At 48.2% G+C, this 20284-nt stretch carries 19 protein-coding genes; 16 read left to right on the top strand and 3 right to left on the bottom strand.

Annotated elements, in window-relative coordinates; translation table 11 throughout:
- Nucleotides 1-181: 181 nt before the first annotated feature.
- Nucleotides 182-1981, bottom strand: coding sequence for a DEAD/DEAH box helicase (locus R3187_RS06640; protein WP_318965905.1), 1800 nt, complete (start codon nucleotides 1979-1981; stop codon nucleotides 182-184).
- Nucleotides 1982-2143: 162 nt separating this feature from the next.
- Between R3187_RS06640 and mioC the strand changes: the two genes are divergently transcribed.
- From mioC to glmU, 16 genes are all read left to right on the top strand, one after another.
- Complete coding sequence (mioC, locus tag R3187_RS06635; RefSeq protein ID WP_318965904.1) at nucleotides 2144-2590, top strand: FMN-binding protein MioC; 447 nt, start codon at nucleotides 2144-2146, stop codon at nucleotides 2588-2590.
- 585 nt (nucleotides 2591-3175) lie between these two features.
- On the top strand, nucleotides 3176-5065 hold the full coding sequence (mnmG, locus tag R3187_RS06630) for a tRNA uridine-5-carboxymethylaminomethyl(34) synthesis enzyme MnmG (RefSeq protein ID WP_318965903.1): 1890 nt from the start codon (nucleotides 3176-3178) through the stop codon (nucleotides 5063-5065).
- Between the two features lie 30 nt (nucleotides 5066-5095).
- On the top strand, nucleotides 5096-5713 hold the full coding sequence (gene rsmG, locus R3187_RS06625) for a 16S rRNA (guanine(527)-N(7))-methyltransferase RsmG (RefSeq protein WP_318965902.1): 618 nt from the start codon (nucleotides 5096-5098) through the stop codon (nucleotides 5711-5713).
- A gap of 18 nt (nucleotides 5714-5731) precedes the next feature.
- Nucleotides 5732-6526: a ParA family protein gene (locus R3187_RS06620; RefSeq protein WP_318965901.1), complete on the top strand. Its 795-nt coding sequence runs from the start codon at nucleotides 5732-5734 to the stop codon at nucleotides 6524-6526.
- Nucleotides 6527-6555: 29 nt separating this feature from the next.
- Entirely contained in the window at nucleotides 6556-7434 is an 879-nt protein-coding gene (locus R3187_RS06615) for a ParB/RepB/Spo0J family partition protein (protein WP_318965900.1), read from the top strand.
- A gap of 128 nt (nucleotides 7435-7562) precedes the next feature.
- Entirely contained in the window at nucleotides 7563-7943 is a 381-nt protein-coding gene (locus R3187_RS06610) for an ATP synthase subunit I (protein ID WP_318965899.1), read from the top strand.
- Between the two features lie 16 nt (nucleotides 7944-7959).
- On the top strand, nucleotides 7960-8820 hold the full coding sequence (gene atpB / locus R3187_RS06605; RefSeq protein WP_318965898.1) for a F0F1 ATP synthase subunit A: 861 nt from the start codon (nucleotides 7960-7962) through the stop codon (nucleotides 8818-8820).
- Between the two features lie 54 nt (nucleotides 8821-8874).
- Nucleotides 8875-9108 carry a F0F1 ATP synthase subunit C gene (gene atpE, locus R3187_RS06600; protein WP_062483651.1) on the top strand — a complete coding sequence of 78 codons (234 nt, stop codon included), beginning with the start codon at nucleotides 8875-8877 and terminating at the stop codon, nucleotides 9106-9108.
- A 45-nt stretch (nucleotides 9109-9153) separates the two neighbouring features.
- Nucleotides 9154-9624, top strand: coding sequence for a F0F1 ATP synthase subunit B (gene atpF / locus R3187_RS06595; protein ID WP_318965897.1), 471 nt, complete (start codon nucleotides 9154-9156; stop codon nucleotides 9622-9624).
- Nucleotides 9625-9636: 12 nt separating this feature from the next.
- On the top strand, nucleotides 9637-10170 hold the full coding sequence (atpH, locus tag R3187_RS06590; RefSeq protein ID WP_318965896.1) for a F0F1 ATP synthase subunit delta: 534 nt from the start codon (nucleotides 9637-9639) through the stop codon (nucleotides 10168-10170).
- 14 nt (nucleotides 10171-10184) lie between these two features.
- Complete coding sequence (gene atpA, locus R3187_RS06585; RefSeq protein WP_318965895.1) at nucleotides 10185-11726, top strand: F0F1 ATP synthase subunit alpha; 1542 nt, start codon at nucleotides 10185-10187, stop codon at nucleotides 11724-11726.
- Nucleotides 11727-11780: 54 nt separating this feature from the next.
- Nucleotides 11781-12644, top strand: a complete 864-nt coding sequence (gene atpG / locus R3187_RS06580; RefSeq protein WP_318965894.1) for a F0F1 ATP synthase subunit gamma — start codon at nucleotides 11781-11783, stop codon at nucleotides 12642-12644.
- 33 nt (nucleotides 12645-12677) lie between these two features.
- On the top strand, nucleotides 12678-14063 hold the full coding sequence (gene atpD / locus R3187_RS06575) for a F0F1 ATP synthase subunit beta (protein ID WP_318965893.1): 1386 nt from the start codon (nucleotides 12678-12680) through the stop codon (nucleotides 14061-14063).
- A 24-nt stretch (nucleotides 14064-14087) separates the two neighbouring features.
- Nucleotides 14088-14504: a F0F1 ATP synthase subunit epsilon gene (locus R3187_RS06570; RefSeq protein WP_019676211.1), complete on the top strand. Its 417-nt coding sequence runs from the start codon at nucleotides 14088-14090 to the stop codon at nucleotides 14502-14504.
- Nucleotides 14505-14715: 211 nt separating this feature from the next.
- The gene (locus tag R3187_RS06565; RefSeq protein ID WP_318965892.1) at nucleotides 14716-16656 is read left to right on the top strand and encodes a S9 family peptidase; all 1941 of its coding nucleotides are present in this window, start codon (nucleotides 14716-14718) and stop codon (nucleotides 16654-16656) included.
- Nucleotides 16657-16817: 161 nt separating this feature from the next.
- A complete protein-coding gene (gene glmU / locus R3187_RS06560) occupies nucleotides 16818-18194 on the top strand; it encodes a bifunctional UDP-N-acetylglucosamine diphosphorylase/glucosamine-1-phosphate N-acetyltransferase GlmU (protein ID WP_318965891.1) in 1377 nt (458 codons plus the stop codon).
- 266 nt (nucleotides 18195-18460) lie between these two features.
- Here glmU and R3187_RS06555 read toward each other — a convergent pair whose 3' ends face one another.
- Nucleotides 18461-19600 (bottom strand): dicarboxylate/amino acid:cation symporter, encoded by a 1140-nt coding sequence (locus R3187_RS06555; RefSeq protein ID WP_318965890.1) that lies wholly within the window; start codon nucleotides 19598-19600, stop codon nucleotides 18461-18463.
- A 121-nt stretch (nucleotides 19601-19721) separates the two neighbouring features.
- Nucleotides 19722-20171: a hypothetical protein gene (locus R3187_RS06550; RefSeq protein WP_318965889.1), complete on the bottom strand. Its 450-nt coding sequence runs from the start codon at nucleotides 20169-20171 to the stop codon at nucleotides 19722-19724.
- Nucleotides 20172-20284 lie beyond the last annotated feature (113 nt).

Raw genomic sequence — 20284 nt, 5'->3', positions numbered from 1 at the left:
GACAACACAGCAGACATAATCAGCAAACTCTCTTCTAAAAATTAGGCGCTTACAACAAGCCGATTACAATAAGAAAGTTCGGAAAGGTAAACAAGCAGCTTCAGCACGTAAATTGGTTAATCTGTCGCCAAAAAAAACCCCGCAATATGCGGGGCCTGATTTTTTGGCTGACTAACAATGTTTAGTCACGTGGTTTACGAGGTGCCCGGGGTGCAGCACCCGGCCTTGGGCCAGGCCCACTGCGCCGCTCACCACCACTGTTTGAGCCAGTGTTAGCTGCAGCACTACCGGTATCAATACTGATATTCAGTTTTTGCTTACGCACGTAAACTTTTTTCAGGTGCTGGAAAATTTCAGCCGGAATATTGGCTGGCAATTCAACCGTGCTGAAGTGATCAAACAGTTTTATATTCCCGATAAACTGGCTGTCGATATTGGCTTCATTGGCAATAGCGCCAACGATGTCGCCGGCACGAACGCCATGCTCTTTGCCGACTTCAATCCGGTAATTGTTGTAATCACCTTTCATTTCCCGGCGTACCCGCGGGCCACGATCTGGTCGCTCGCCACCACGCTCAGCTGAGCGCTCAGGACGGTCGCTGCGTTCACGCCGTGGCCGCTCTTCCCGTTCACCACGGGCATGCGGCTGACGTAATTCCGGAAACTGCTTGGCGACATTTAACGGCTGATCTTTCTGTGCCAGATACAATAATGCCGCAGCAAGATCAACATCGGTGGTTTCCAGCTTTTCGCGCCAGTCGGTTACCAGCTCCTGAAAGAAACTCAGATTCTGGGTTTCGATGGTCTGGGCCAGTTGCTCCCGGAACGACTCAATACGACGTTGCTCAATCACCTGGCCGGTAGGCAGTGACATTTGCTCAATCGGTTGCTTGGTCGCGTGCTCAATGGTCCGTAGTAAACGCCGCTCACGTGGCGATACAAACAAAATGGCTTTACCTTCACGCCCGGCACGACCGGTACGGCCAATGCGGTGGACATAAGCTTCACTGTCATACGGAATATCGTAGTTAACCACCAAACTAATCCGCTCCACGTCCAGGCCACGGGCGGCAACGTCAGTAGCAACAATAATATCAAGCTGGCTGGCTTTCATCCGGCGGATAGTTTGCTCACGATGCGCCTGGTTCATGTCACCATTTAAACAGGCCACGGCATAACCGCGGGCACCCAGTTTTTCAGCAATTTCTTCAGTGGCACTTTTGGTGCGGACAAACACGATGCTGGCATCGTACTCTTCACCTTCCAGCAACCGGGTTAACGCATCCAGCTTCTGATTGGCGTCGAGCATAACGTAACGCTGAGTTATCCGCTCAACGGTACTGGTTTTTGAGGCAATTTTAATTTCTTCAGCATTTTTTAAATGTTTCTGGGCAATAGCACGGATTTGTGCCGGCATGGTAGCCGAAAACATTGCTACCTGACGGCCCGGCGGGGTGGCATCCATAATGGTTTGCACATCATCGATAAAGCCCATCCGCAACATTTCATCGGCTTCATCCAGCACAATGGCCCGTAGTTTATCCAGCTTCAGGGTGCCGCGATCTAAATGGTCCAGAATACGTCCAGGGGTACCGACAATAACCTGCGAACCCCGTTTCAGTGATTTCAACTGATTGGTATAGCTCTGACCACCATATAAAGGCAGTACATGAAATGCCGGCATGTAGCGTGCATAAGCCTGGAAAGCTTCGGCTACCTGAATTGCCAGTTCACGGGTTGGCGCCAGCACCAGAATTTGCGGATCGTTTTGCGCAGGGTCAAGCCGCGCAAGTAAAGGCAGAGCAAAAGCGCCGGTTTTACCGGTGCCTGTTTGCGCCTGGCCCAATACGTCTTCACCAGCTAATAGTTTTGGAATAGCCGCGGCCTGGATAGGCGAGGGTGTTTCATAACCAAGTTCAGTGACCGCGCGTACCAGCGGTTCCGGCAGCATTAGCTGGGAAAAAGACAAAGTTTCAGACATACGTTGTTATAACCTCAATCACACGCAGGCTTGTTGGTAAGTGCTATTGTTGTTTTTACCTGGCCTGCAATGCAGTAAAAACACGAAAACGGGCAAAAGACATAGCTTTTCCCGATTTTATTCCAGTAGTATAGCCAAACATTTACCACCTGGAGGATCACCATGATAGAAATCCTCGTTGGCAGCCAAATGGGCGCAGCGGAATATGTGGCAGAACAAGTTGCTGAAACACTGGTACAAGCGGGATATGAAGCTTCACTTCATCTTCAACCCGATTTGGATCAGCTAAACCCGACTCACATCTGGTTAGTGATCACATCCACCTATGGCGCAGGAGATCTGCCTGATAATATTCAACCCTTTGCGGATCAATTAGCACAAGATCGGCGTGATCTTACCACACTTTCCTTCGCCGTGATCACTTTAGGTGACTCCAGTTACGATACTTTTTGTCAGGCAGGCAGAACCTTGCGCGATCTAATGCAACAACATGGCGCAAAACCACTGTTGGAAAATCTGGAAATAGATGTGCTGACCGCTGATTTACCTGAAGATCAAGCTCTGGTGTGGCTACCGCAGTTTATCGCCAGCATAAAAAAAGGCGAGTGATTACCACTCGCCAAAACACAAGTATCTCAGGAAGAACAGATATACAAGTCTCTGCTCCCGGTTGACCTCAGCAATAAAACCAACCAGGCGCCAATGTACTCTTAACAACACAAATCTGCTTAACAATACTCTGATAAAGCGTTGATAAATCCTGCTTTTAGCGATTATATTGCTAAATAACTGCGTTCGGTTACTCCCAACTTATCAACAATGTTCTATTTAAACTAATCTATATGTGTATAAAACTACGTTTATACGGTTAATAACCTGTACTTATGCACTTTATAAAAAAAATATCAGCAAGCCCTGTGCATAACCAAGCTAGTTGTCCACTTGTTTAACCCGACTTGATCCAACCTTGATCACAGGATCAGATCCTATTTAAGCTATTGATCCCATATCGTAATAATCGCTTATCCACTGAAAACAGTCTGCTTAGTAGTAATAGTAGTAAAAAGATCTTTAAATAGATCTTATATATATTAATGCGATCCGCAGCGACTTTAGACGTTTCACAAGTGCCAGGATCGCGCTACAATATGCGCCCTATTTTAAAGTGGCCATCGTGCCCTAGTTGAGGCAGTTATGTTGTATCAAGAAACTTTTGATGTGATCGTTGTCGGTGGCGGCCATGCTGGTACCGAAGCTGCCTTAGCTGCTGCCCGTATGGGTTTGCAAACGTTATTACTCACTCATAACGTTGAAACCCTGGGCCAGATGTCATGCAACCCGGCAATAGGTGGAATTGGCAAAGGCCATCTGGTAAAAGAAATTGATGCGCTCGGCGGTGCTATGGCCATTGCCGCAGACAAAGGCGGTATTCAGTTCCGGACCCTGAACAGCTCAAAAGGCCCTGCTGTCCGTGCCACCCGGGCTCAGGCTGACCGCCAGTTATACCGTGCTGCCATTCGCCAGATCCTGGAAAATCAGCCTAACCTGCGGATATTTCAGCAAGCCTGTGATGATCTGATCGTCGAAAACGATCAGGTTGTTGGTGTAGTTACCCAGATGGGCTTAAAATTCCGCGCCAAATCAGTTGTATTAACGGTAGGTACTTTCTTAGGTGGTCAAATCCACATTGGCCTGGAACAATTTTCAGGTGGCAGAGCTGGTGATCCGCCATCCATTGCTTTAGCAAAACGACTACGTGAACTGCCATTTAGGGTTGACCGCTTAAAAACCGGCACGCCACCAAGAATTGATGCCAGAACGGTCGATTTTTCAGTGATGCAGGCCCAGCCTGGTGATAATCCAACGCCGGTGTTTTCCTTTTTAGGCAAGCATGCAGATCACCCGGCTCAGATCCCGTGTTATATCACCTATACCAATGATCATACTCATCAGGTTATCCGTGACAACCTGGATCGCTCGCCAATGTATACCGGGGTGATTGAAGGTATTGGCCCGCGCTATTGCCCGTCTATTGAAGACAAAGTGATGCGCTTTGCTGATAAAGACAAGCATCAGATCTTTATTGAACCTGAAGGTTTAACCACCCACGAGCTGTATCCCAATGGTATTTCCACCAGTTTGCCTTTTGATGTACAGTTATCGATAGTGCGCTCGATTAAAGGTATGGAAAATGCCCATATCACCCGCCCTGGTTATGCAATTGAGTATGATTTTTTCGATCCGCGTGATCTCACCAGCTCATTGCAAACCAAATTCATTAAAGGCCTGTTTTTCGCCGGGCAGATAAATGGCACTACTGGTTACGAAGAAGCGGGCGCTCAGGGGTTGCTGGCCGGACTCAACGCTGCACTGTTTGCCACTGAGCGCGAAGCCTGGGCACCAAGTCGTGATCAGGCCTATTTAGGTGTGTTAGTTGACGATCTGACTACCCAGGGCACCAAAGAACCGTACCGGATGTTTACCAGCAGGGCGGAGTACCGCTTGTTGTTGCGTGAAGATAACGCAGACGCGCGATTGACAGCTAAGGGCCGCGAATTAGGGCTGGTAGATGATATCCGCTGGCAGGCATTCAATGAAAAAATGGAACAAATTGAGCTGGAACGCCAGCGGTTACGGCAAAGCTGGGTTCACCCGCAACATGCGGCGTTAACCGCCGTTAACCAGTTGCTGAAAACCCCACTTAGCCGCGAAGCTAACTTAGAAGAACTGGTGCGCCGACCTGAAATGACCTATCAGCAGTTAATGCAAATTACTGATTTAGGCCCGGCGCTGGCAGACCCAATAGCGGCAGAGCAAGTAGAGATCCAGATAAAATACGAAGGTTATATTAACCGTCAGCAGGAAGAGATTGCCAAGCAACAACGCAATGAAGCGACCAAATTACCCGGCTCGTTTGATTACAGTTCGGTTAAAGGCTTATCAAATGAAGTTATTATGAAATTAAACCAAAGCCAGCCAGCCACGGTAGGCCAGGCTTCCCGGATTTCCGGTATTACCCCGGCGGCCATTTCGCTACTGTTGGTTTACCTGAAAAAACAGGGTTTACTTCGTAAATCAGCCTAAACTGGCGCTGTGGTATCTGAAAGGATCGGTATGCTCGAAAAACTGCAAAAACTGGTTGCACAAACCAGCCTGCAACTGACAGCTGTTCAGTTGCAACAGTGTCTGGACTATGTACAGCTGCTGCATAAATGGAACAGTGCCTATAACTTAACCTCCGTACGGGATCCGGCTGAAATGCTGATTAAGCATGTAATGGACAGTCTGGTGATTGCTCCTTATTTGCAGGGCGAACATTTTATCGATGTTGGTACCGGCCCGGGTTTACCGGGCGTATTGCTGGCAATATATTACCCGGATAAACACTTTACTTTGCTCGATAGCCTGGGCAAACGGATCCGCTTTTTAAATCAGGTTAAATTACAACTCGGCCTGAGTAATATTCAGCCGGTGCAAAGCCGGGTTGAACAACATCAACCAGCTCGCTTGTATGACGGCGTTATTAGCCGGGCTTTTGCCTCTACCCATGATATGCTGCAGTGGTGCCGCCATCTGCCAGCCGCAAACGGCCATTTTTACGCGATGAAAGGCGCTGCGGTGCAAGAAGAAATTGCAGCTTTGCCGGATTTTGTTAAAGTAAGCGCAGTTATACCATTGCAGGTACCAGAACTTGATGCCAGCCGGCATCTGGTTGTTATGACCAGCGCTTAACCATAATGAGGGAGCCTTGTGGGTAAAATCATCGCCATTGCCAATCAGAAAGGTGGAGTAGGTAAAACCACCACTGCTGTTAATTTAGCAGCATCAATGGCAGCTACCAAACGCAAGGTTTTGCTTATCGATCTCGACCCGCAGGGTAACGCCACCATGGGCAGTGGTGTCGATAAATATGAAGTGCCTGCCACGGCTTACGAATTACTGATTGATCAGAAACCGCTGCCTGAAGTGATCGTCAAGGAAACCAGCGGTGGTTACCATTTGATTGCTGCCAATTCCGACGTGACCGCAGCCGAAGTCAGACTGATGGACGTGTTTGCCCGCGAGCTGCGCCTGCGCACGGCGTTAAAAGATTATCGCAGCAGTTATGACTTTATCTTTATTGACTGCCCGCCTTCATTAAATATGTTAACCGTAAACGCTATGGCGGCTGCCGATACCGTGCTGGTACCGATGCAATGCGAGTATTTTGCGCTGGAAGGTCTGACTGCGCTGGTTGATACCATTAATAAACTGGCGGCAGTAGTGAATGCAGATCTGAAAATAGAAGGTATTCTGCGTACCATGTACGACCCCCGTAACCGGCTGGCGAATGACGTGTCGGAGCAGTTGAAACAACATTTTGGTGATAAGGTTTACCGGGCTGTTATTCCCCGTAATGTACGACTGGCTGAAGCGCCCAGTTTTGGCACGCCGGTGATGTATTACGATAAAAATTCAACCGGCGCCAAAGCTTATCTGGCACTGGCTGGCGAAATTCTGCGCCGTTCTGAAAAAAAAACCAGTGGCAAAGCCACCTCAGCATAACCACGATAAGTTAAAGGATATTTTTGCGCATGGCGGTTAAAAAACGCGGTTTAGGCCGGGGCTTAGATGCTTTACTTACGTCAAATAAAACGACGGAGCAAAATCACGCTAACCAGCAATCTGCAGAGCTGCAGAAACTGCCGGTCGAGTTTTTAAGGCCAGGTAAATATCAGCCACGCAAAGACATGTCGCAGGATGCTCTGGAAGATCTGGCCAGCTCGATCCGGGCTCAGGGCGTTATTCAGCCAATAGTGGTGCGGGCAGTTAGCGACAACAGTTATGAAATTATTGCCGGCGAACGGCGCTGGCGTGCTGCCCAGCTGGCAAGGCTTGCCGAAGTACCCTGTCTGATTAAAAATGTGCCCGACGAAGCAGCGGTGGCTATAGCGTTAATTGAAAACATTCAGCGCGAAGATCTGAATGCAATGGAAGAGGCGGTAGCACTGGACCGTTTACTGACTGAATTTGACCTGACCCATCAGCAAGTGGCTGATGCGGTGGGTAAGTCCCGCGCTACTGTCACTAACTTGCTGCGCTTAAATGCCCTTAACGATGATGTTAAAGTATTGCTGGAGCATGGCGATATTGAAATGGGTCATGCCCGGGCGCTGCTGGCATTAACCGATGACAGTCAGTCAGAAACTGCCCGGCTGGTGGCGCATAAGCAATTGACGGTGCGTGAGACTGAAAGCCTGGTGCGGCGGATTCTGGAACCGAAAGCACCCGCTGCAGCAAAAGCTAAAGATCCGGATGTCGATGCCCTGGAACAACGGCTGAGTGAGCGTTTTGCGGCACCGGTGCAAATTATGTACAACAAAAAAGGCAAAGGTAATCTGGTGATTAATTACAGTAGCCTGGCTGAGCTCGACGGTATTTTAGCCAAAATGCAATTAGCAGAGCCCGATTAAGCATTTTATTTCTCAATGTTATGGACAAGCCGCCGTCAAAACCGCTTTTTGTTGCAAATCGGGGGCAAATAAGTATACTTTCGCAAGTTTTTTCTACCCCTGCACGGGCTATTACAACGAGGGGTACAGTGGCAGAAAATATTGCAAGCCAGGCCAGAAAGTCAGCGTATCTCGCAGTACTGGCCCAGGTTATCGTCGCCGGTTGTATAGCACTGGCGTTTTTTTTGCTGACAGATAGCGCCGGGGCTAAATCGGCATTTAAAGGTGGTTTAGCCGCGGCGGTTCCGAATTTTGTATTCGCTTTTTTTGCGTTTCGCTACAGTGGCGCAGAACAGGCACAACGAGTAGCGGCGGCGCTGATGCGCGGTCACAGCTTAAAAGTATTGTTAACTGTTATATTGTGCGCAGTAGTGTTACAACAGGAGCATTTAGTACCAGAGGCGTTTATTACTGGTTTCCTGATCACCTTACTGACACAGTGGACAGCACCGTTTTTCTTTAAACATTAAACTATTGGGATGAAACATGGCTGCAGGTGAAGAGTTAACACTGTCTAGCCATATTCAGCACCACCTTACTAACGCGAAAATGTGTACTGTCGATGGCAGTGTCGCATTTAACAAAGCGTGTAGCGAGGCCGGGTTCTGGACATGGCATGTCGATACCTTGGCGTGGTCTATTGGCCTGGGGATATTATTCTTGTGGATATTCCGCAGCGTGGCGAATAAAGCTACCGTCGGAGTGCCGGGCAAGCTTCAGTGCTTTGTTGAAATGGTGGTCGAGTTTGTGGCGGCTAACGTTAAAGACACTTACCACGGCAGAAGTAAATTAATCGCACCACTGGCATTAACTATTTTTGTCTGGGTGTTTTTAATGAACCTGATGGACTTAGTGCCGGTCGATTTCCTGCCAGCCTTAGCCGGTTTTATTGGTGAAACGGCATTTGGTATGGACTCGCACGATGTCTATATGAAAATTGTACCGACCACAGATATCAATATGACAGCCGCGCTGGCGATTGGCGTATTTTTGCTGATGATTGGTTACTCTATCCGGATTAAAGGTGTACTGGGCTTTATTAAAGAGCTGACGTTACATCCGTTCAGCACTAAAAACGTACCATTACAGATTGTCCTGATCCCGTTCAACTTATTGCTGGAACTGATTGCGCTGGTGGCAAAACCGTTTTCACTGGCATTGCGGTTATTCGGTAACCTGTATGCCGGCGAAATGATCTTTATTCTGATTGGTGCTATTGGTCTGGCGCAGTTGCCATTGCACTTTGTCTGGGCCGTGTTCCATATTCTGGTCATTGTGTTGCAGGCGTTCGTGTTTATGATGCTGACCATTGTTTACTTAAGTATGGCCAGTTCAGACAATCATTAATTTTTTACTTTAACTTTAACTTTAACTTTAACTATAGAAATATCGGAGATAAAAATGGAAATTGCAGTAGCTATTAAATTAATCGCTGTAGCGTTGTTAATCGGTTTCGGTGCAATCGGTACTGCACTGGGTTTCGGTAACATGGGTGGTAAGTTCCTGGAAGCTTGTGCCCGTCAGCCTGAACTGGCCCCTTCACTGCAAGTTAAAATGTTCATCCTTGCTGGTCTTATCGATGCCGTTGCTATGATCGGTGTTGGTATCGCCATGTACATGTTGTTCGCAATGTAATTGAAGGTTTTTATTCGTCGAACAACTAAATAAGGAGGAGCGGACGTGAACTTAAACGCCACTCTGTTAGGTGAATTAATCGCTTTTGCCGTCTTCGTACTTTTTTGTATGAAGTTTGTATGGCCGCCACTGATGAATGCCATCGAAGCGCGCCAACAAAAAATTGCTGACGGTTTAGCAGCATCTGATCGGGCAGAAAAAGACCTGGCGATGGCCCAGGATAAAGCCAAAGATCAGTTAAAAGATGCTAAAGCGCAGGCGGCTGAAATTATTGAGCAAGCGAGAAAACGCGAAGCGAAGATGATCGAAGAAGCGGCCCAGAAAGCGAATGCTGAGCGGGATACTATCCTGGCCCAGACTAAAGCCGAAATTGAAGCGGAACGCAATCGTTTACGCGAAGATTTACGCAAGCAGGTAGCTGCCTTAGCGGTAGCCGGTGCAGAACGCATTCTGCAACGTTCTATCGACGAAGCTGCTCACAGCGACATTCTGGAAAAACTGGTACAAGAACTGTAATGGGGATGAGCTATGTCTGATTTGACGAATATTGCTCGTCCGTACGCTAAGGCCGCTTTCGATTTTGCAGTTGAGCAAAATGCGTTAGATGCCTGGCTGCAAATGCTGGCTTTTGCTGCGCAGGTAGCAGAAAACGACCAGGTTGCAGCCTTGTTGCGTACTTCTGGTGTTGCTGAAAAGCAAGCCGACCTGTTTCTTCAGGTTTGCGGTGAGCAACTCAACGAGCAGGGTCAGAACTTTATTAAAGTAATGGCTGAAAATCATCGCTTGTTGGCGTTGCCTGAAGTATTGGATGCTTTTATTGAGCATAAAGCAGCGTATGAGAAAGAAATTACCGTAGACGTAGTTTCTGCCACTGCGCTGGATAAAGCTCAACAAAACAAGCTGATAGCTGCATTAACGCAACGTTTGGCACGCAAAGTTAAATTGAACTGTAGCGTCAATCCTGACATGGTCGGCGGCATGCTGATCAAAGCAGGTGACATGGTAATTGATGGCTCGGTCCGCGGTAAGCTGGATCGTTTAGCAACTGCGCTGCAGTCGTAATTGGGGAATAGAGTATGCAACTGAATTCCACTGAAATTTCAGAACTGATCAAGAGTCGTATTGCTCAGTTTGAAGTGGTCAGTGAAGCTCGTAACGAAGGTACTATCGTCCAGGTAACTGACGGTATTATCCGGATTAATGGCCTTGCTGATTGTATGCAAGGTGAGATGATCGAGCTTCCTGGCAATCGTTATGCTATCGCGCTTAACTTAGAGCGCAATTCTGTTGGTGCCGTGGTAATGGGTCCGTACGCGGACTTAACCGAAGGTACCAAAGTAAAAAGCACCGGCCGTATTTTAGAAGTACCGGTAGGCCCGCAGCTGTTAGGCCGTGTGGTAAATACCTTAGGTGCACCTATTGATGGTAAAGGCCCGATTGATGCTGCAGGTTATGCGCCGGTAGAAAAGATCGCCCCGGGCGTAATCGACCGTCAGTCAGTCGACCAGCCAATGCAAACCGGTTATAAATCTGTTGATGCGATGATTCCTATCGGTCGTGGTCAGCGTGAATTGTTAATCGGTGACCGTCAGACCGGTAAAACTGCCTTAGCAATCGATGCCATTATCAACCAGAAAAACACCGGTATTAAATGTGTTTACGTGGCCATTGGTCAGAAAGCCTCTACCATCGCTAACGTGGTGCGCAAGCTGGAAGAGCACGGCGCGCTGGCTAACACCATCGTGGTGGTTGCATCAGCTTCTGAAGCGGCTGCACTGCAGTTCCTGGCGCCATATTCTGGCTGTACCATGGGCGAATACTTCCGTGACCGCGGTGAAGATGCGCTGATTGTATATGATGATTTGTCTAAGCAAGCTGTAGCTTACCGTCAAATCTCGTTACTGCTACGCCGTCCGCCAGGCCGTGAAGCTTACCCGGGTGACGTATTTTATCTTCACTCACGTCTGCTGGAGCGGGCATCACGGGTTAATGCCGACTATGTTGAGCGTTTAACCAATGGTGAAGTAAAAGGTAAGACCGGTTCATTAACCGCGCTGCCAATTATTGAAACCCAGGCTGGTGACGTATCTGCTTTCGTACCGACTAACGTAATCTCGATTACTGATGGTCAGATTTTCTTAGAATCTGATTTATTTAATGCTGGTATCCGCCCTGCGGTTAACGCTGGTATTTCAGTATCGCGGGTAGGTGGTGCAGCACAAACCAAGATCATCAAGAAATTAGGTGGTGGTATTCGTCTGGCATTAGCCCAGTACTCAGAGCTGGCAGCGTTCGCGCAGTTTGCATCTGACCTGGATGAAGCAACCCGTGCCCAGTTAGAACATGGTCAGAAGGTTACTGAGCTGATGAAACAGCTGCAGTACAGCCCAATGAGCGTTGGTGAAATGGGTGTGTCAATTTTCGCTATCGAAAAAGGTTTCCTGAAAGATGTTGAAGTAGCCAAAATCCAGGATTTTGAATCTGCTTTGATCAGCTTTATGAAAGCCGAATACGCCGAGCTAATGGCTGATATCGCGAAAACCGGTAACTACAACGATCAAATCGAGTCGTCGCTGAAAGCGGCCATTGAGAAGTTTAAAGCAACTCAGACTTGGTAAATTACGCGGGTGGCGACAGCCACCCCGTTCGTTGAATGAAACGGAGATACAGTCATGGCCGGTGGTAAAGAGATAAAAAGTAAGATCGGGAGTATTAACAATACTCGCAAGATCACCAGTGCTATGGAAAAAGTTGCGGTCAGCAAAATGCGCAAAGCGCAGGAGCGCGTAGCTGCAACCCGCCCATACGCTGAAGGTATGCGCAAAGTTATCGGTAATATTGCTCAGGGCAACATCGAATATCGTCATCCGTATTTATCGGAGCGCGACGTAAAACGGGTTGGCTACATTATTATTTCAACCGATCGCGGTCTTTGCGGTGGCCTGAATACCAACGAGTTTAAGAAAGTTGTGCTGGAAATGAAAAGCTGGAAAAACCAGAACGTGGAAGCTGAGTTTGCCGTTATCGGTAACAAAGCCACCGCGTTCTTTAAGCGTTTCGGCGGCAAAGTTGTAGCACAACAAACGGGTTCAGGTGACGTACCACGTTTGGCTGATGTGATTGGTACGGTTAAGGTAATGCTGCAAGCTTACCTGGATGGCCGCATCGACCGCTTATTCCTGGTATACAACACGTTTGTCAATACCATGAAGCAAGAGCCAGTGATCGATCAACTCTTACCTTTGCCGCAAACAGAAGTTTCGCCAAAAGAGCACAACTGGGATTACCTGTACGAGCCGGATCCGCAACCTATCCTGGATATGTTGCTGGACCGCTACATCGAGTCACAGGTTTACCAGGGTGTTGTTGAAAACGCAGCCAGCGAACATGCTGCGCGGATGGTGGCAATGAAAGCCGCTACCGACAATGCCGGTAATTTAATGGACGACCTGAAATTGGTGTACAACAAAGCACGTCAGGCCGCTATTACCCAGGAGCTCAGCGAAATTGTCGCAGGTGCGGCAGCTGTAGGCTAAGGTGAACAGTTTTGAGAAATTTGAGGAAACATCATGAGTCAAGGTAAGGTCGTCCAAATCATTGGCGCCGTTGTGGATATCGATTTTCCACAAGAAGCGGTACCTAGCATCTATGACGCGTTAAACGTGACTGACGGTGATCTGGCTGGGTTAGTGCTGGAAGTACAGCAACAGCTGGGTGGCGGTACAGTTCGTACTATCGCAATGGGCACCACCGACGGTTTACGTCGTGGTACCAAAGTTGGAAATTCAGGCAAAGCCATTCAGGTTCCTGTCGGTAAAGCGACCTTAGGTCGTATTATGGACGTATTAGGTAACCCGATTGACGAAGCTGGCCCTATTGGTGAAGAAGAGCGCTGGTCAATTCACCGCGCTGCGCCTTCATACGAAGAGCAAGCGGCATCAAACGCGCTGCTGGAAACCGGTATCAAAGTTATTGACTTAGTATGCCCGTTCGCCAAAGGCGGTAAAGTAGGTTTGTTCGGTGGTGCCGGTGTAGGTAAAACCGTAAACATGATGGAATTGATCCGGAACATCGCGATCGAGCACAGCGGTTACTCTGTATTCGCCGGTGTCGGTGAGCGGACCCGGGAAGGTAACGACTTCTATCATGAAATGAAAGACTCAAACGTACTGGATAAAGTATCGTTAGTATATGGTCAGATGAACGAGCCACCAGGTAACCGTTTACGCGTAGCGTTAACCGGCTTAACCATGGCGGAGAAGTTCCGGGAAGAAGGCCGTGACGTACTGTTCTTCGTGGATAACATCTACCGTTATACCCTGGCCGGTACTGAAGTATCAGCCTTGTTAGGCCGGATGCCATCAGCAGTAGGTTATCAGCCAACGCTGGCAGAAGAGATGGGTGCGTTACAAGAGCGTATCACTTCTACTAAAACCGGTTCTATCACGTCAATCCAGGCCGTATATGTCCCTGCGGATGACTTAACCGATCCGTCGCCAGCAACCACGTTCTCGCACTTAGATGCAACGGTAGTACTGAGCCGGAACATTGCTTCACTGGGTATTTACCCGGCAATCGACCCACTGGATTCTACCTCTCGGCAGTTAGATCCGCTGGTTATCGGTAAAGAGCACTACGATGTGGCGCGTGGCGTACAAACGGTACTGCAGCGTTACAAAGAGCTGAAAGACATCATTGCCATCTTAGGTATGGACGAGCTGTCTGATGAAGACCGGACCTTAGTTTACCGTGCGCGGAAAATTCAGCGGTTCCTGTCTCAGCCGTTCTTCGTTGCTGAAGTATTCACTGGCTCGCCAGGTAAATACGTACCGCTGAAAGAAACTATCCGTGGCTTTAAAGGCATTCTGGACGGTGAATATGATCACTTGCCAGAGCAGGCTTTCTACATGGTAGGCTCTATCGACGAAGCGATCGAAAAAGCGAAAAAGCTTTAAGCAACCAGGCTTTAGGAGAGCGAAATGGCGATGACAGTGCAACTGGATGTAGTAAGTGCTGAAGAGAAAATTTTCTCTGGCCTTGTCGAGTCCGTGCAGGTCACAGGCAGTGAGGGCGAGTTAGGTATTTTACCTTTTCACGCCCCGTTACTGACTCCTCTGAAACCTGGCATGGTCCGTATCGTGAAGCAGTTCGGTGAAGAGCACGTAATTTATGTGGCCGGTGGCGTACTTGAAGTACAACCCGACAGCATTACCGTGCTGGCCGATGTCGCGGTACGCGGCGAAGACTTAGACGAGCAGGCGGCATTAGATGCCCAGAAACGGGCAACTGAAGCAATGCAACACGCCGGTGCAGATTTCAATTACGCTGAAGCAGCAGCGCAACTGGCAGAAGCCATTGCCCAGCTGCGGGTAATTCAGAAACTGCGCAAAAAGTAAGTTTACGTTTGTCAGAAAAGCCACCTTAGGGTGGCTTTTTTATTGGCTACAGAATGTATATCGTCGATATGCAATATGATGTTACTGGCTCTGAACAGTTGTTAATCAGTGAGGAAAACGGTAATGTTAATGCTGTAACAGAACATTGATAATAATAATAAACAGGTCGCTGGTCGCAAGTTGTCGTAACTAGCGTAAGAGGTAGTAACATATGAGAGCAATATTGTTAAGTTGGTTGTTTCTGGCTTTCGCCAGCGTGCAGGCCGCCGAGCTGACTCTGGAAGACTATGCCAGACCATCTCAGTTTCTGGAAATTGAAATTTCCCCTTCAGGTAAATACCTGGCGGCGACCAGTCGTAGTGATGAAGGTAATATTTACCTGAACGTTATTGATATCAAAACAAATAAAATTATCAGTGTTCGCCATTTCACCGGTCGTGATTCTATAGGGTCGATTGATTGGGCTAATAATGAACGCTTGTTGATTACCCTGGTGCGGGATATAGGTGCGCTGGAGCAACCCGTTGGCACCGGTGAGATATTTGCAGTGGATGCCGATGGTTCTAATGCCAGAATGTTGACTGGTTACCGGGCAGAAAATGAAAAAACCCCAGCGCAGGTTATTAACTACCTACCTGATGAAGATAAATTCGTGTTAATTGCTACCAGCACACCAAATCGTCGGGGCTCTTTTAGTTTGGTAAAGCGACTGAATATTGAAACCGGCCGGACTAGACAAATAGCCAGGGCGCCGATGCGTTCATCCGGGATGATTACTGATAATGACGGGATTGCCAGGATGGCTATTGGTATTGATCAGGAAAATGATAATGAGATGATCATGATGTACCGCAAGGATGAAAAGTCTGACTGGCAAACTCTGCGCCGTTATGGTCAGCGTGATGGCAGCTTTACACCAATAGCGTTTTTGCCCGACAACAAACGGATAGTTGGCCTAAGCGATACTCAGACCGATACCAAAGCCATCAGTATACTGGACCCGGAAACCGGTAAAGAGCAGGTATTGGCACATCATCCGAAAGTGGATGTTACACCGCGGTTTAGTTTTGAGAATGGTCATTTGAAGGAAGTTATTGGAGCTTCATATGAGTATGAAGCTCATGAAGATGTGTTTTTTGCTGATATTAAGGACGTTACTTTCAGTGGCTACATTCAGAGTTTGAAAGCCGCCTTTCCTGATAAAAAGATTGGTATTAGTTCTACAACCCGCGACAATAGTATATTAGTACTGACAGCTCGTTCGGCTAATCATCCACCGGAATTCTATCTGTTTGACACTAAAAATAATCAGCTAAGCTTCCTGCTGAATGGCCGGCCCTGGATGAAGCCAGAATTGCTGGCTAAAACTAAAGCGATTATTTATAAAAGCCGCGATGGTTTGGATATTCAGGCCATTTTAACCTTACCTCGAGATAAGGAAGCCAAAGATCTGCCGTTAATCCTGCTGCCACATGGCGGGCCACACGGCATCCGGGATACGCTGGAAATTGACCCTGACGCTAAGGTTCTGGCGCAGCATGGTTATGCCGTGTTACAACCAAACTTTCGCGGTTCAGGTGGTTTTGGCCGCGAATTTCTACAAATGGGTTACCTGAATTGGGGTACTACCATGATAGACGACATGACAGACGGTGTTATGCATCTGGTTAAAGAAGGCATCGCCGACAAAAACCGGGTTTGTATTTATGGTGCTTCGTATGGTGGCTACGCCTCTCTCACCAGCGTGGTACGCGAGCCTGATTTGTACAAATGTGCAGTAAGTTTTGTTGGCATGTCTGATCTGAATTTAATGTACGAACACGGTGATACGACCGAATCACAGGGTGGCTTAAATACCCTGGAAATGTACATTGGCCGAGATAAAGAGCGTTTAGATGCGCAGTCAGCGATTAAAAATCTGGACAAATTAAAGGCACCAATCTTTATCATTCATGGTACCGAAGACCAGCGAGTTCCTTTGATCCAGGCGGAAGTGCTTAGAGATGAGCTGGAAAAACGCAACCACCCTTATGAGTGGCTGGTAAAAGAGAAAGAAGGTCATGGTTTTTATAAGCCGGAAAACAACGTTGAACGTTGGCAGAAAATGCTCGCCTTCTTTGACAAATATATCGGTGAAACTGAAAAAAACTAGCATTAGTTAAACGCTGAAATAAAAGCGCCACCTGCGGGTGGCGTTTTTCATTCAGCAAAACTTCACGCCACGCCTGTAATCTGCGCCCATATCTATTAGAATAAGTACCTATTAGAATATGCGCACTATCGAACAGACAGACGATAACAGGGATTTATTTTATGGCTTTAAATGTAGTAATTCTGGCGGCCGGTAAAGGCACACGGATGAAATCAGACTTACCCAAGGTGTTGCACAAAGTAGCCGAACGGCCAATGGTGCAGCATGTTATTGATACCGCCCGGGCATTGGGTGCAGAAAAGCCGCAACTGGTGTACGGCTATGGTGCTGAGGCTTTACAGGCAGCAATGGGTGAACAACCGTTACACTGGGTATTACAAGCCGAGCAGTTAGGCACCGGCCATGCGGTGGCTCAGGCTGTTCCGAATATTGCCGATGACGATACGGTATTAGTGCTGTATGGCGATGTGCCGCTAACCCGTTTAGAAACCCTGCAGCAATTACTGGCGGCAAAACCGGCTGAAGGACTGGCGATTTTAACGGTCAATTTAGCCAACCCGACCGGCTATGGCCGGATAATGCGTGCTGGTGAAAATAATAGCGGTAAGGTGGTTGGTATTGTCGAGCAAAAAGATGCCAATCAGCAGCAACTGCTGATTAATGAAGTGAACAGCGGCATTATGGCGTTGCCGGGTAAGCAGCTGAAAAACTGGCTGAGTAAACTGTCGAACAGTAATGCCCAGGGCGAATATTACTTAACCGATGTGATTGCTATGGCCCATGGCGAAGGTGTTGAAATTGCCACGGCCCAGCCGCAAGATCCGATGGAAGTAGAAGGTGCCAACAACCGGTTGCAACTTGCTGCACTGGAGCGGGCTTATCAGCAGCGAAAGGCCGCTGAGCTAATGCTCTCTGGCGCTAACTTGCATGATCCGGCCCGCCTGGATATTCGTGGTACGGTTGAGGTCGGTAACGATGTCATGATCGACATTAACGTTATCTTTGAAGGCAAAGTGGTGCTGGGCAAAGGCGTGACTATTGGCGCTAACTGTATTTTAAAAGACTGCACCATTGGTGATAACACCGAAATAAAGCCGAACTCAATGATTGAAAAAGCCACGGTGGGCAGCGACTGCTCAGTCGGGCCTTATGCCCGTTTGCGGCCAGACAGCGTAATGCTGGACGACAGCCATGTCGGCAACTTTGTCGAAATGAAAAAAACCACTTTGGGTAAAGGCTCCAAAGCTAACCATTTAACGTATCTGGGTGATGCAGTTATTGGCAGCAAAGTGAACGTCGGTGCCGGTACCATTACCTGTAACTACGACGGTGCCAATAAGTTTGTTACGACCATAAAAGATGGTGCCTTTATCGGCTCGAACAGTTCGCTGGTGGCGCCGGTAACGGTAGGTGTTAATGCTACGGTTGGAGCGGGTAGTGTGCTAACCCGGGATGCTGCCGATGGCGAGTTAGTGGTAGCCCGTGCTAAACAGCGGCATATCGAAGGCTGGCAGCGGCCGGTTAAGATTAAAAAGTAACGCCTGAAGTGAGTAATAAAACAGCCCGCAAATGCGGGCTGTTTTATTTGCATCGCTGCATGGATGATTAGGCTATCATGCTGCGGGTTGGAATCCCGGATCGGGCGCCACAGAGTGTCTGAGCCCTGCCGCAGGCAAAGGGCGACAAATTCGTCTGGAGCGAATTTGAACAGCTTTGCTGGCCTGCAAGGGCGTGGGCAGGATGCTCACGCTACTTGCTGTGGCGAGCCGGAACGGGAGTTGCAACCTGTCAGCCTTTCTCAAAACTATTCAGCCTTATCAACCAGCACCGCAATAGCGCCATCACCGGTAACATTACAGGCGGTACCAAAGCTGTCCTGTGCCATATACAGCGCTATCATCATCGCTACCGCAGCTTCACCAAAGCCAAGCATTGAGCCTAACAGACCAACGGCCGACATTACTGCACCACCCGGCACGCCGGGTGCGGCCAGCATTACTACGCCTAAGGTTAAAATAAACGGTAGCATGGTAAGCAGTGACGGAATCTCCAGGCCATTTTGCATCACCATTACCGCTACGGCGCAGCTGACAATAGTAATAGTTGAGCCGGCTAAGTGAGTAGTAGCACATAGCGGCACGGTAAAATCGGCAATATTAGGTTTTACACCATTAGCTTTGGTAGCCTGCAGTGATACCGGAATGGTGGCCGCGCTCGACATGGTGCCTAAGGCGGTGAAATAGGCTGGCAGCATGTTTTTAATCAGCAGCAGTGGCGATTTACCGGCTTTAACACCGGCAATGCTGTACAGCACAATAATCCACAGCCAGTGCAGCAGAATCGCCAGAATAAGCACAACGCCAAAGGTTTGCAGTGTTTGAAACACGGTACCGGCTGCGGCTAACTGGGCAAATACCCCGGCAATATAGAATGGCAACAATGGAATGATTACTTTCAACAGCAGCAACTGGATAATATCACGACCCTGATCGGACAGCTGTTTCAGCTGCTGCGCCTGAGTCGCCGCAATTCCTAAACCAAAAATAAAGGCCAGTGCCAGGGCGGTCATAATGCCGAATACCGGCGGAATATTCATTTCAATATAGGGTGTTAAATTGGCGACCACGCCGGTGCCGGTAGTTTCTCCGGCAGGAGCCAGCATCGGCACCACCACTGCAGCCACCAGAAACGCCAGGGTACCGGCCAAAATGGTCGACAAATATGCAATACCCAAGGTACGGCTTAGCAGTCTGCCGGAACGTTGTGGCAGGGCGGCAATACCGCTGGTGATAAAAAATAAAATCAGCAGTGGAATGGTAAAAAATAATAGCTGACCAAACAGGGCTTTAAAGGTGATCAGAATTTGGGTAAGCCAATGCGGCGCATATAAGCCTAGCAGCATGCCCAGGACAATACCGGCAATCAGTTTCAGGATCAGTTGCATAGTGGGTTCTCGTTTTTTATTAGCTGTTATACAGATCTTGATTTAGCGGGCTGAGCATACCATAACTTTTGCTGATTGGGCTGTGCCTGCTGGTATAGCCAGTGTGAATTGGCGCGCCTGGCTATTTGATAACTTGGGCCAATGGCAGATGCTGATTCAGCCATTGTTGCAAAGCAGGCAATTGGCTGGCCGGAAAGCGCATGGCCAGCTTCTGATAAACATTAAAGGGAAAGTCGATAATAGCCTGCTGTTCATCTAATTGATCCAGTACCACTTTCTTTATATCGGCTATTTGCAGTTGCCGATGTTTCACGTGAAGCATTTGCTGTTCCAGTTTTAACTGGGTAAAAACATCAGTCACGAATTCAGCATGTTGCCATTGCTGCTGGCTTTTGTCATATGTAAGGCAGTGAATCATTACACCGAGCATGACCAATGCCGGCATGTAATTCTGCTGCCAGACATACAAGGCGCTGACGGCTAAAGCTATCAATGCGCCGTAGCAGCGACCAGGATTCTGAAAATAAAACGATTTAAGTTTTAGCCAGTGGTCAGGGTTTAATAGATACATCAGACATCCTGTCAAATACGTCGGAAAGCGCTAATAATACCGATTGTTTCGGCAGCTGCAACTGTCCGGTTATGAATGCTAGCCATTAGATAGCTACCTATTCAGGTTATACT

It is taken from the genome of Arsukibacterium sp., assembly GCF_033721375.1.
Lineage (GTDB): Bacteria > Pseudomonadota > Gammaproteobacteria > Enterobacterales > Alteromonadaceae > Alishewanella.
Note: the sequence above shows the minus strand (reverse complement) of the source record. Positions and strands in the feature narration are given on the sequence as shown.

Excerpts from the sequence above, each read along its gene's own strand:
- R3187_RS06640 (WP_318965905.1), bottom strand. The coding sequence starts at position 1,981 with ATGTCTGAAACTTTGTCTTTTTCCCAGCTAATGCTGCCGGAACCGCTG.
- mioC (WP_318965904.1), top strand. The coding sequence starts at position 2,144 with ATGATAGAAATCCTCGTTGGCAGCCAAATGGGCGCAGCGGAATATGTG.
- mnmG (WP_318965903.1), top strand. The coding sequence starts at position 3,176 with ATGTTGTATCAAGAAACTTTTGATGTGATCGTTGTCGGTGGCGGCCAT.
- rsmG (WP_318965902.1), top strand. The coding sequence starts at position 5,096 with ATGCTCGAAAAACTGCAAAAACTGGTTGCACAAACCAGCCTGCAACTG.
- R3187_RS06615 (WP_318965900.1), top strand. The coding sequence starts at position 6,556 with ATGGCGGTTAAAAAACGCGGTTTAGGCCGGGGCTTAGATGCTTTACTT.
- atpB (WP_318965898.1), top strand. The coding sequence starts at position 7,960 with ATGGCTGCAGGTGAAGAGTTAACACTGTCTAGCCATATTCAGCACCAC.
- atpE (WP_062483651.1), top strand. The coding sequence starts at position 8,875 with ATGGAAATTGCAGTAGCTATTAAATTAATCGCTGTAGCGTTGTTAATC.
- atpH (WP_318965896.1), top strand. The coding sequence starts at position 9,637 with ATGTCTGATTTGACGAATATTGCTCGTCCGTACGCTAAGGCCGCTTTC.
- atpA (WP_318965895.1), top strand. The coding sequence starts at position 10,185 with ATGCAACTGAATTCCACTGAAATTTCAGAACTGATCAAGAGTCGTATT.
- atpG (WP_318965894.1), top strand. The coding sequence starts at position 11,781 with ATGGCCGGTGGTAAAGAGATAAAAAGTAAGATCGGGAGTATTAACAAT.
- atpD (WP_318965893.1), top strand. The coding sequence starts at position 12,678 with ATGAGTCAAGGTAAGGTCGTCCAAATCATTGGCGCCGTTGTGGATATC.
- R3187_RS06570 (WP_019676211.1), top strand. The coding sequence starts at position 14,088 with ATGGCGATGACAGTGCAACTGGATGTAGTAAGTGCTGAAGAGAAAATT.
- R3187_RS06565 (WP_318965892.1), top strand. The coding sequence starts at position 14,716 with ATGAGAGCAATATTGTTAAGTTGGTTGTTTCTGGCTTTCGCCAGCGTG.
- glmU (WP_318965891.1), top strand. The coding sequence starts at position 16,818 with ATGGCTTTAAATGTAGTAATTCTGGCGGCCGGTAAAGGCACACGGATG.
- R3187_RS06555 (WP_318965890.1), bottom strand. The coding sequence starts at position 19,600 with ATGCAACTGATCCTGAAACTGATTGCCGGTATTGTCCTGGGCATGCTG.
- R3187_RS06550 (WP_318965889.1), bottom strand. The coding sequence starts at position 20,171 with ATGTATCTATTAAACCCTGACCACTGGCTAAAACTTAAATCGTTTTAT.